This is a genomic window from Xenorhabdus sp. SGI246, from assembly GCF_040838225.1.
Lineage (GTDB): Bacteria > Pseudomonadota > Gammaproteobacteria > Enterobacterales > Enterobacteriaceae > Xenorhabdus > Xenorhabdus indica.
This window is the reverse complement of sequence record NZ_JBFPEZ010000108.1, coordinates 15,941-28,060: the sequence shown is the minus strand read 5'-3', so window position 1 is coordinate 28,060 and position 12,120 is coordinate 15,941. Positions and strand designations below refer to the sequence as shown.

8 protein-coding genes are annotated in these 12,120 nt (G+C 32.9%); 3 read left to right on the top strand and 5 right to left on the bottom strand.

Annotated features, from left to right (window positions below; all coding sequences use genetic code 11):
• Positions 1 to 428: 428 nt before the first annotated feature.
• From ABLA85_RS17840 to ABLA85_RS17830, 3 genes are all read left to right on the top strand, one after another.
• A complete protein-coding gene (locus ABLA85_RS17840) occupies positions 429 to 857 on the top strand; it encodes a universal stress protein (protein ID WP_047683536.1) in 429 nt (142 codons plus the stop codon).
• A 154-nt stretch (positions 858 to 1,011) separates the two neighbouring features.
• The gene (locus ABLA85_RS17835) at positions 1,012 to 1,449 is read left to right on the top strand and encodes a universal stress protein (protein WP_047683539.1); all 438 of its coding nucleotides are present in this window, start codon (positions 1,012 to 1,014) and stop codon (positions 1,447 to 1,449) included.
• Between the two features lie 147 nt (positions 1,450 to 1,596).
• Complete coding sequence (locus ABLA85_RS17830) at positions 1,597 to 1,986, top strand: nuclear transport factor 2 family protein (RefSeq protein ID WP_367965675.1); 390 nt, start codon at positions 1,597 to 1,599, stop codon at positions 1,984 to 1,986.
• A gap of 181 nt (positions 1,987 to 2,167) precedes the next feature.
• Here the strand turns inward: ABLA85_RS17830 and ABLA85_RS17825 are convergent, their stop codons facing one another.
• From ABLA85_RS17825 to ABLA85_RS17805, 5 genes are all read right to left on the bottom strand, one after another.
• Entirely contained in the window at positions 2,168 to 3,799 is a 1,632-nt protein-coding gene (locus ABLA85_RS17825; protein WP_367965674.1) for a hypothetical protein, read from the bottom strand.
• A gap of 101 nt (positions 3,800 to 3,900) precedes the next feature.
• Positions 3,901 to 5,163, bottom strand: coding sequence for a hypothetical protein (locus ABLA85_RS17820; RefSeq protein ID WP_367965673.1), 1,263 nt, complete (start codon positions 5,161 to 5,163; stop codon positions 3,901 to 3,903).
• Positions 5,164 to 5,282: 119 nt separating this feature from the next.
• Positions 5,283 to 7,016, bottom strand: a complete 1,734-nt coding sequence (locus ABLA85_RS17815; RefSeq protein WP_367965672.1) for a hypothetical protein — start codon at positions 7,014 to 7,016, stop codon at positions 5,283 to 5,285.
• 114 nt (positions 7,017 to 7,130) lie between these two features.
• Positions 7,131 to 8,873, bottom strand: coding sequence for a hypothetical protein (locus ABLA85_RS17810; RefSeq protein WP_367965671.1), 1,743 nt, complete (start codon positions 8,871 to 8,873; stop codon positions 7,131 to 7,133).
• Positions 8,874 to 9,234: 361 nt separating this feature from the next.
• Positions 9,235 to 11,952, bottom strand: a complete 2,718-nt coding sequence (locus ABLA85_RS17805) for an inverse autotransporter beta domain-containing protein (RefSeq protein ID WP_367965670.1) — start codon at positions 11,950 to 11,952, stop codon at positions 9,235 to 9,237.
• Positions 11,953 to 12,120 lie beyond the last annotated feature (168 nt).

Here is a 12,120-nt window from a genome sequence, read left to right as displayed (position 1 = left end):
AATTAAGTACACGAGAGTATGGAGACCCCTTCAAGGGGTAAGCCAAAGAGACAATGACACTTTAGCTTGAACAAAGAGAAAGCGGCGTCATTTAGGCGCAGTCGGTAACATGCCCTTATAGGGCTAGAGCAAACCACCCGCTATGCGGGTGGTTATGATATTAATTTTTGCGATTGAACCAAATTTTCAATACGTCACAGATTAAAATCTGTTATGCCAGACTTTCTTGATGTGCCGCCATCATCTCCCAATGCTTTTAACTTGAAGCAAATTGTTATGCTTGTGACTTTGTCAGGTTAAGTCCCTGTTTATTGGTTTGCATAAGCGCTAAGATGTTGAGTTGTTAGACAACTCACAGTAAGTTATTCTGGATCTTAATATACTTGGAGAATCAGCTAATTTTAGGTAGAAATAATAGGAGCGTGCACATGTACAGAACTATTTTATTACCAGTAGATATCTCTGAAGATGAACTGACAAGCAAGGCTGTTCACTGTGCGCTTAACATTGCCAGAGAAACAGGTGCCAAGTTGCATATTTTACATGTATTACCTATTTCATCCGCGATTATTAATGCTTATGCATTAGGGTACATGGAAATTAAAGACAAAGCGACGATTAAGGCGGAAGAAGATTTGAGTAAGCTGGCTGCTTCCATTGATTTGCCGAATGATCGTATCAGTTATTCAATTGCTTTTGGCTCACCGAGAGACGAAATCACCTCTACAGCAGATGAAATTGAAGCTGATTTGATCGTGATTGGCTCAAGACGGCCGAATATTACTACCCACTTATTAGGTTCTAACTCTGCGGCAGTTGTCAGATATGCGAAAACATCTGTATTGGTTGTGAGATAGTTATTCGCATTGATAATAATTATCAGTTTTTGTTGTGGTTTTATTGATGATTAATGTAATGGTTAGCGGCTATACCCTGTCTATTTCAATAGATTGCTGGCAAAGCGCAATTTGAGAGACAATGGGTATATATTCGATTACAGGGGGAGTAAATATGTATAAAATGATTTTAGTTCCAATAGATATTGCTGAAGATCACCTGACTGATAATGCGCTTAAGCATGCGGAATTTTTGGCAAAAATCTCTGATGCAAAAGTACATCTTTTTCACTCAGTTCCTGATATTTCGAGATTTTCTGTAAGCTATAGCTATCATTATGACTTACTGAGCGCCTTTGCGAAAAAAGCCATTGCAAATTCCGAAGAGGAACTCAAAAAAGTGGTAGAAAAAATCAATTTGCCGAAGGACAGAGTTTCGTACTCTGTTGCCTTTGGTTCTCCGCGCGACAAAGTGCTTTCCACTGCTCGCGAGATTGATGCCGACCTGATTGTCGTCGGTTCGCGAAGACCTGATATCTCAACCCACCTACTGGGTTCGAATGCATCGGGTATCGTAGGGTATGCAAATATTTCTGTATTAGTCGTTCGCTAACCTAAACTATTCCGGTATTAACGGATATTAAAATACTATATACCCAGCAGAATTTTTATCTGTTGGGTGATTACTCTAATAATTTTCAAAGACCATCATAATTAACGGGGCTGTAACCACTATTTTCTTTTTTATGGAGGGTACATTTTGTCTTATTCTAATATAGTGATAAATTCTTTAAAACGTATACTTGAAAATAATGATGTTAATAATTCAACCATTGAGGAATATTTTCCCAAGAATTATGTTCAAGTAGTAAATGGTAATGAATTTAATTTTAATGATTTTATTTCTCACATAAACTTATTAAAAGAGACTTTAATAAGTACGAAAGTCAATATCTTATCCATTGCGGAAAAAGAAAATAATGTCCATACACACCATATAGTAAAAGCAATAAAAAAGGATGGTGAACATGTTGAATTTGAAGTGTTTGCCAGGTTTTTGATTAACGAAAGTAAAATAATACGTTGCTATGAGTTAAACAGAAAGATTAGCGGCAGTGAACAGGATGATGATTTAGGATCTAGGAAATAGTGTTGTTTAACTTAAATTTGATTTATATCAGAGAGTAGGTAATTGAATAAGAAACGAGTTGCAAATTTAATGAAGAAACTGCAACTCGATAAGTGTTTTTTCACTGTGATTAGATACTTTTTACAAATTATAATAAAAATTCAGGCTAAATATTATTAGAGATAAAAATATTTGGTTCCAATTATAAATCAGATGTAATAATTTTGCTCTTCCAATAATGGCTATACGTCTTTTCCTGATTAATTGGGTTAATTGTATAATATTCAAAATAAATCATCCCCATACCACCGTTTGTAAATCCTCTAACATCATTAAGATCTGGTGAATCAATTTTAATAATAACGGTTGATTTTTTTCCCCTTAATTCATCGGGAGTATATGATGCAACAGTTTTAAATATCTTATTAAAGTTCTTATTTTTTGATTTGACATACATTCTTAAGTATACTTCTTTCCCCCAAAGTGGATAGGATTGATCATTTTCATCATTAGTGCATTTAATTTTTACATATAACTGACAGTTATTTTCGGTATAGTTAGATATATCTCTTTGAGTAATTATTTCATCATGCATTTTTCTGTCATTGTCAGAATGTTCAAGTTTAGGATCGCTTTTTATATCGGCAAAGCTTGAGAAAATACTTGGTATTTCATATATTCTTTCGATATCATAATTAGGTGTGGTTAATTCTTTTCCTATATATTTTACCATTGTAATATCTGAGTATAGGGTTTTACCAGAAATTGGTGCTATTATATAATAAAGCATTGAGTCCTTTTCAGGTGGAAAAATATCTCTTCGCATAAAAAATGTGTAATCAGAAATATCTTGATCAATTGATTCTACAACATCAGAAATTTTTTTGACGGGAAGTATTAATCCTTCTGGGTCAATAGCTCCATTTTCTTTTTTTTTGTTAAAAAATAAAACATTATCTGTCATTGAAACTTGAGAATAAGAATTAATTTGAGCTTCAAAAAATTTACGGCCATCACCATCTAATAAATTTCCGGACAACTCAGGTAAATATGGTGAGTCAAGTAATTCCGCACTATCTGATGGAATAGCAGAAATCATATATACAGCACCAGCAGGATACTCAGCTACACCTTCCACTTTACTAACCAAATTTATAACCGCGGGGGTATCTGTGACTGGATACACGCGAAATTTTACTTTTCCTTCTTTATCACTGTTGACAATGATTTCAATGTTATCACCATAATTATGTAGTTTTATAGGTTGAGGTGATTCCTCTGTATTATCGGGATCGGTCGTAATTATTATTTTCCTTTCTATATGTTCCTTATTTTCAGAAAAAATATGAACAGGTGTATTTTTCAGTAATTGACCATTAGTATCAAACAAAGTTGTACTATATTTTATATAGTTTTCTTTATTATTATCCAGATTATTACTATCGACTGGTGTCAGGCAAATACTCTTACTCTTTTTTAATTGAATTGAATTTTTTACCAAATCTCTTGCATAATATTTTATGACTTTGTCAATGCCTGTAAGTGTAAAAAATATTTCATCTCCTGAATTGATTGAATCATCATTTTTAACAGTGCACAGGATCTTCATATTATATGTATTATTATTTTGTTGAGAGGAGGAATTAATTATCTCTATTAATTCGAAGCCTTCACTATTTTTTATATCTATATTTAATGGATTAGAAGATATTGTTTTTGGAATTATTTTTATATCAAGATAAAATTTTTGGCCAATGATAACATCTGCACCGTTTTCAACGGATAGATTTAAAATATGGTCTTTTAAAATTATATCACTGTCATTTTTTAACATTTTTACCTCTTTCTTTTTTATTTCGAAGAATAAACGCCTTTGTTTATTATAATAGGAATTCTCATGAGAAAAATAAGTTATGATAATTCCTAATAAATTAATTACCATATGCCAGACCAGGTTATGCTATCAGGGCAGGCATCCCCGGAAGGTTCTCCTCCTGGTCGTATAGTATAAATATCAGCCTCCCAAATATGACCATAAAAAATGTCTCCATAATAATTAACTTTAAAATCTAAATGAATACGCCCAGATTTTATATGACCAACATATTTAAAAGGAATGCCAAACAATAATTCTGCTGTATTACTACCATAACTATCTGGTTGAGTTGGCATTAATTTTGATTTAAATTGATAAGTATTATCTGGATAATTATTAATATATAAATTTAATGTAACCTCAGCACCAAGTGGAACTTTTGTTTTATCTCTATAATCACTTGTTCCTGTTATCTTAACGAATAATCCTTCATGATGTGGATTGTTACATCTGTGCGCTACATCTTTTTCATGAATTGAATCATTGATAATATTTTCATCATCACTATAACCAGCGCTATTGTAAACTATGCAACTGTCATATATTCTTTTTTTACCATCAAGTGGTTGGTTATAACTTCCTCCAGGGTATATTATGCTTTGTGGATATGAAGAACGAGCTAATCCTGCCTGATCTACTACAGTATAAGAGAAATGAGAAAGTTCATTTTTCTTAAGAAGATTATAAGGGAATGTTATGTAGCTATTACCTAATTGATTAACATCTTCAACAAAAAATGATTCTTTAACATATTTGTTATTAATGAAAAATAGTATTGTGTCGTTTCTTTTGGAGCCAGGATAATTTTGAATTATAAGTGTAAAAAAATTTGATGTAGGATCTACCCATAAATTACCATTATCTCCAATAATATCAAGAGGAGGAAGATCTAGATCGTTTTTATTATTGTCTATAATATATACCTTATTTTTTGATGAAATGCGTCCTGTTACATTCATCACCATAGAGTCAACCTGAAATACTAATGGTGTTGATTTTTTCGGATAAATATAAAAAACTAATTCTCCATTATCATCAGAAGTAACAGAAAAAGATCTTAAATCAGCAGTAATATTTTTAATTTCGACAGGGGTTGTTTTATCAGCATGGTAAATATTCACCTGGTCAAAATAAGCATATTCTTTTTCAATAATGGCAATAGAAACATTTGGTAATGGTTTTCCTCCTTTATCTCTGATCAAGGCAATTGCTTTAATATATTTACCATCAGGTGGTAAACTATCATACTCCAGAATTTGGAAAATATCTGTTTCAAAGTATATTGATATGGAGCTTTCATCTATCGACATATTGTTTTTCATATTATTTCCTTAACTTTATTTTTAATTTTTTATAATATATTAACGTAGTAGTTAATATATTATTGTATAAATCCGCTTAATAAAAAGCGGATTTTATAGAGCCTAATTTAATAATGGTTTTAATTATCAGGTAAAGGATCACAACCATCAGGATCATCATTTGATTGATTTGGTAATACAGTATCAATTTTGGTGCGCCATTTTTTACTATACTTTCTGGAACCATCATTTTCTTCAATATAATATTCAAAAACAAGTGTTCCCGCTCCTTGAGTAAATGAAGGGCCAGCTCGGTTAACATCACAATATAGAATGCCAATTGTACAGTGGCCTGTTGATTTTCCCGGATCAGGTATAAGTGGCAATTGGATCGGATAACTATTATGAGTATTTCTGGATGTCTGTGTTTCCACTCGAACAGTTAGACTTCCTTTACTGCCGAGTTGAGGTAGTGTCTTATTGTCTTTTTCACTGGTCCCCATTATCACGACATACAGCCCTACAACACCTTTAGCACTTTGACCATGTTTTCTTTTATGGCTTATTGTGTCCAAATTAACACCATCAAATTCAAGAATTTCATATGGATCACTATATATATCTGTTCCACTATATACATCAATAGGAGGTGTGGCACGGCTAGAGTATACTTTGACCTTATCGTAAATTCTGACTTTAGGTGAATCGTTTTGCTCACCAATATACGTGAACATTTCTGTCATAGAATAGCTGTATTCTTTATTTTTTGGAGCGATTAAATAATAGAGCTTCATAGGTTTGTTAAGTGGTATTTGATCATATGTAAAGGAAAAAGGATTTTCTTCTAAATTGAATATACCATTAAGATTATATATAGGTTTAAGTTGAATGGGGTTATCATCAGGATTAAATCCTTGAATGAAAAATATCAGAGAATCTGTATCCTGATATCCTGGATAAGGAGTAACATACACTTTAACTCCTTCAGTTTCTGGTATTTTTTCGATTTTCCCATCTTTTATTCCGAGTATTGTGGGAGCATTTGGACCAAATATTGAATTGTTTATTGCATTGAATATATATATAGATGCTGCATAATTAACAGAAGTTACATTCAATATTTGGGTATCAAAGTCGATTCTAACAGAGGTATCTCGTATTGGATAAATGCGAAATTTTATATCTCCATTAATATCGCTGTTGATAGTAAAAAAATCAAAGTCATTCTGGCGATGTGTAATAATTTTTTGGGATAGTTGTCCATCTTCTGGTTCTGTGCCTATATTTACAAGCGCTTTGTCTTCATCATGTGAGAATATCTTACCTGGCTGTTCGGATGATATAATAATTTGTGTATTCCTTAGTGGATTATTATTATGATCTAATAATTTACCGGAGTATTTAATATATGAATTTCCGATACCAACAGGGTTATCTTCTGTTGGTGGTTCAATATATTCATTTTGAGTGCTTAATGAAATAAAGCTTGTTGGTTGAACTTTCTTTGCCGTATATTTAATTTCCAATGGTTTTATTTCATTAATATAACTATTGCTTGACATTGCATTAATTATATATTTGATTGATGACCCTTCGGGTAAGTTATTATTTATATGTAATAGAATTATGGTACTACCAGAACTTTTATCTTCTGATATTTTCCAGAAAGGTTTGTTTTCTACAGTAACATACCTTTTATCGGCTTCTATTGAAATATTGTCAATGTGGGAAATTAAATTTGGATCAGCAGTAAGTGATACAGTTAAATAACAAGTTTGCCCAATAACAACATCAGCTCCGTCAGGTATAGACACACAAAGTTCACCAAATTTACATGGGCTGTCTGTTATTCTTATATTATTTATTGTACTCATAGTCTACCTCTGTTTTTAATATGTTCGATATCGACATATCTATATGAATAAATAATGTAGATATCTTTATTAAATTAATTTTCTTAAGCAGTGTTCATTGAGATAACTGATTTTTTAATTTTTCTTTGGTTTCGGACAACCATCGTCATCTAGATCAAAACCAGTATTTGCTGTACCTATTGTAGCTTTCCATTCTTTACTGTTTCTTGTGATTCCTGCATCTTCTATCGAATAAACAAACGATAGTTTTGCCTGAATACCATTCTCCCATCCCTGAGCTCTGGTTAAATCACAATATGGAATTTTTATAATGTGATAGTAATTAACATTATCAGTCAATTGAATGGGTGGATAAGATTTATTTTCTTGTCTTGTAGCAGAATCTATATTAATCGTTAAAGTACAAGTAGAATTGAGCGGAGGGAGTCCCTTCACTTCCTCTTCATCAGTTTTTGCTATTTTTATAACGACATACATGCCAATAGGATCGGTATTTGTTATGTTAGGGGTTCCTTTTATATATTGATTTATCGTATCTAGCGTGACTAGACGATTGTCATACATACGATCATTTTTATTTTTGAGGTCAAACGGTGTTGGTGAATAACTCGAGTATACCTCAACTGGTGTATAAATCCCGTAATCACCATTATTGTTATCACCTTCAGATACTTCACCAACATACATAAATTCTGATGACATGGAATAGAGAGATTCCTTACTGACGGGTGCAATCAGATAATAAAGCTTCATAAGCTTATTAAGTGGAAATTGATCATATGTAAAAACGAAAGGATTTGTTTCTAGACTGGCTACGTTATCAAGTTTATATATAGGTTTGAGTTGAATTGGTTTATCATTTTCTTCATACCCTTGCATAAAAAATATCAAACTATCTGTCTTCTGATATCCGGCATATGGAGTAATCCCAACATTCATTCCCTTGGAGCCAGTTATCTTAGGAACTTCTCCCGTTGTTGATGCATCGTATATATTTGGTGATGATGGGCCGAATGGATCATCACTTTGATTTGTATTATTAAATATATATGCAGATGCAGCATAACTAATAGATGTCACTCCTAATATTCCTGTTTTGAAATCGATTCTGGCAGATATATTTTTTTTTGGATATAAACGAAATTTTATGTAACCATTTTCATCGCTGTTAACAATGAAATAATCTATCCCATGATCCCTATTAGTTGTAATCGTCTTAGAACTACCACTATCTGGCTCTGTTCCTATATTAACAAGAATCTTATCTGGATTATCAGAGTATATTTGATCTGATAATGAAGATGCGACTATAACTTGGGTTTTTTTAAGTGGTTTTTTTTGATTATCAACGACTTTACCAGAATATATAATACTTTTCTTTCCTGTTCCTACTGGGTTATCCTCTGTTGGGGGTTGAATATATTCATTATCAGTTTTTAATTCAATGATGGTGTCAGGATTAATTTTCTTCACATTATATGTGATCTTTTTCGGTGTGTAATTAGATACTGGTTTAGTAGTTTCATTGTCAGCCCAGAGCTTAATAATATAATTGATTTCCTTATGCTGTTGTTCGTCCAGGTTATTTTCAACAGTTAAAAGAATTGTTATACCTCCAGAATTAATTGCATTATTCCATGGTTCCTCTATCTTCCATTTAACGAATTTAGCTATATTTTTATCAAATTCTATCGTTATATCTTTAATATTTATTATCTTTTCTGGTTGTCCTGATACAAGTATTGTTATATAACAGGATTGTCCAACAAGAATATCAGATTGATTAGGTATTGTTGCAGTAACGGTATAATCCTCTTTAGGTGGATTTTTTGTAATTAAATTTTCTTCAATCTTCATTTTAATGCCTCACTAATTAAATTTATTATTTTGAGAAAATGTTTTGATATGGAAATGAAATACACTGAAATTATTTTATTTGAGTGTATTTTTTATGCTTGTAAATAACAATCGTAGGTAGATTAGATGATCGATTCAGATTTGGATAATGAAAAATAGTTATCACCTGATAACCATATCTATTTGAGTGATATTTAGATTGAAAGTTTTTTCATTGTGAAACTTATTTCATTATTCAACATTAGTAATAAGTAGATGGAGTTGTATTTTTGTAGGGTAAAAAGCTGATTGAGCTAACAGACAGCCAAACGCATATTACGGCTGTCTGAATTTACAATATATTGAATCCTGTATTTTTAAGTTAATGAGAAAAATAACTCGCAACACAAAGTACATAACCCTTAAGATCACCTACCTCTTCGTTTTTTTGAGTATTATAGATAAAATTTCCTCTATCTGCGTTTCTCAGATATCTTCCAAGGATGTTTGGAGTCACTGGAGGTGGTGGTGTAACTGCATCAAGTATTCCCCAAGAGTAGCTATCTGGGAATTCACTTTGTAAGGAATAAATATCAACTCTGCCAATACCTATATCAAGCTCATTAATATTGCGCAAATACGGTACAACCGGACTTAGGCATGTAATTTTTTCCTCCTCACTATCTTGTTTCATAACTCCTGGATGAATAACATTGGGCTTGATGATCTTTTTAACCCAAAAAGAATAGTTATAAGTATACTTAGCCTTATTGGTTCTTTTAATCGTTATAGATGTGTCCTTCTTAGTCTGAAGCGGACTGCCCAGAGTTATCTCTCCTGTAGTCATATCGATATCCCAAAAGTCATTAATTCCACCCCTAAAACCTTTTGTAGAAATAATTTCCCCTCCTTCATCCATAATCTTTTTCTTTATCGATAAGTCGTACAATTGAGCGTACATATTTCCAAATACATTACTGGGCCTGAGTTGATCTTCAAATATTTTGCTTTTCTTGATTGTTCTATTATCAGCTTCTTTAACATAGACAACGACCCCTGTGGTTATAGGCGCAGGAATTTCAAAAGCAACCGGAATAGCCGACTTACTATCACCTGGCACGGTTAATTCTACTGCCAAACCATCAATTATCTGGCCACTCTCAATATCACCAATACCAACCTGGCTGGTTAATGTACCCGTCATCTTTCCATCCCTGACTGTATTATCACTCTCAACTTTCCATTCTGGTTCACCTTTATAGGTTCTGGCTTCAAAATTAGTTTTCCATTCTGCACTTATTTTATGTTCACCTTGTAATGGTTTATTTGAGCCTTTCTTATAAATTGTTGCTTGATATGTAAATTTATCTTTGCCGTTGCCTGTTAAGATATCACTGGGCTTAAGTTGTTCTGTGCACTTATTATCTATCATTAGACAAAATTCTTTTATTTCAAAAGATTCCGATTTGAAAGATACAGGTGCCTCTGCATTTGCGCATTGTTCTGCTTCTTCCGCTTCTTTTGTGCATTTAGCATCTTCTCTTACAGGATGATCTATAAAAAGTGTGACAAGAACATTCTCTACGCTTTTATTACTGGTCAATGTTGCTGTTAATGTTCCTTGCTTCGGTTTTGTATGTCCTTGCAGAGTAAGTCCGTGTTTGTTGTTTGCAGGGTTTATAGGATTATCATCTATACTCAATGCCCATCTTACATTGGGGATTTTTTCATCATCTTCTACCTGCTTACCATTACGATCTATGATAGTTGCCGTATAGATAAATTTACTTTCATCATTAGCAGGTAAAGTCTTTTTTGCAGCAGTTTCTTTTTCTGATATCTTTTCTCCTTCTGTTCTAACTTTTCCCTCTGATTCTGTTGAAGTGGTTTTATCCTCGGAAGCATTTCCTCCATCAGTATCTGCCTTAACAGTCAAGATATGCCCTTTAATCCTGTAACCCTTGGGTTCTTCAGGAATTGCTACAAGAAACTGAGCAATCGGGATCTTTCGATGATCAAGCACAATATTGTTATTTCTTTCGGCTAAATCGTAACGTTCCCCCGCTAATGTACGCATAGCAGCTACATTCTCTGGTGATAACTGAGTGCCTAAAGGAACTCCCAGTCTATAATTTAGATTCGCCAAAAATTGCGTTTCAGAGCGACCACCTTCACCTTGTCTATAATCCACACCTATTGTTATCAACGGGATTGGGGTATAAGTCACTCCTAGCTTAACCAGACTGGGGTTTTTCTGTTTGGTATACCGATTGAATAAGGTTACGTTTTCGCCGAAATATTGTTCATAAGTCAGTTTGCCCCCTAAATTAGGGTAGGCAGGCAGAAAGAACTCTCCGTTGATGTCATAACCATTGGCAGGGCGTTCATGGTGTTCTTCAAAATTCCGTGAAATCTGCCAGTCGCTTAAGCGACGATAAGTGTTGGCAGAAAGTTTGATATAGTCACCCCAAATTTCTCCTCCAAATCCTATTCGCTTGTTTTTACCTGTGAGGTCATGGTCATAAAATGTATTCAGGCCATACATCCAGTTTTGATAAAAATAGCGTCCTCCCAAACCAAGGTTAACTGTATTCCGGCTGTCTTTATTGCGATAACCTAATTGGGAAAAGAGGAGCCAATTCGTTTTATTATCGTAAAGAGGTAATAACAGATCTAATGAGTTATTTTCTAATTTACCTTTTCTATCAAAACCAAAGTTAATTTTTGCTGTGCCAAATTGAGATAACCATTTTTGGGCTTCGGAGGCAATGGTACTGTTAAATTTACCTAAGGCATAAGATTTAGCTTGTTCAACTAGTTCAGAAGAGGATGATGACAGTATATTACCTACTGTCTGGATATTTTTTGTAATAAAGCCAGGTAATTCAGTTTCTGAAATGTTATCTGCTTTCTGTATATCATTTTTTTTATTTGATTCGCTAACACGGATAGCTAAGTTATCTTTTCTCCCCCTTTCTTGGGGAAGAGAATTTTCAATTGTTATATTTTCATCAGCAAAGGCGTTTATTATCGCAGATGGTATCAATAATGTATAAAGCACAGAGAGAAGAATAATGAATTTACCAATATATGATAGCATATATAAGCACCTTAGAGATTTTGATATTAGAATTAGAAGTGTCTTAACTGTATTTTTATCCATTAAATAATTTAATATATTCATACTTGATATTAGTTAAGTATTTTAATTTTGACAAGAAATCTGCAAAAAAGACGAATCTAATTTGTTACGGCACTCAAATCGATG

Coding starts and splice junctions, on each gene's coding strand:
- ABLA85_RS17835 (WP_047683539.1), top strand. CDS start 1,012: ATGTATAAAATGATTTTAGTTCCAATAGATATTGCTGAAGATCACCTG.
- ABLA85_RS17840 (WP_047683536.1), top strand. CDS start 429: ATGTACAGAACTATTTTATTACCAGTAGATATCTCTGAAGATGAACTG.
- ABLA85_RS17820 (WP_367965673.1), bottom strand. CDS start 5,163: ATGAAAAACAATATGTCGATAGATGAAAGCTCCATATCAATATACTTT.
- ABLA85_RS17825 (WP_367965674.1), bottom strand. CDS start 3,799: ATGTTAAAAAATGACAGTGATATAATTTTAAAAGACCATATTTTAAAT.
- ABLA85_RS17810 (WP_367965671.1), bottom strand. CDS start 8,873: ATGAAGATTGAAGAAAATTTAATTACAAAAAATCCACCTAAAGAGGAT.
- ABLA85_RS17805 (WP_367965670.1), bottom strand. CDS start 11,952: ATGCTATCATATATTGGTAAATTCATTATTCTTCTCTCTGTGCTTTAT.
- ABLA85_RS17815 (WP_367965672.1), bottom strand. CDS start 7,016: ATGAGTACAATAAATAATATAAGAATAACAGACAGCCCATGTAAATTT.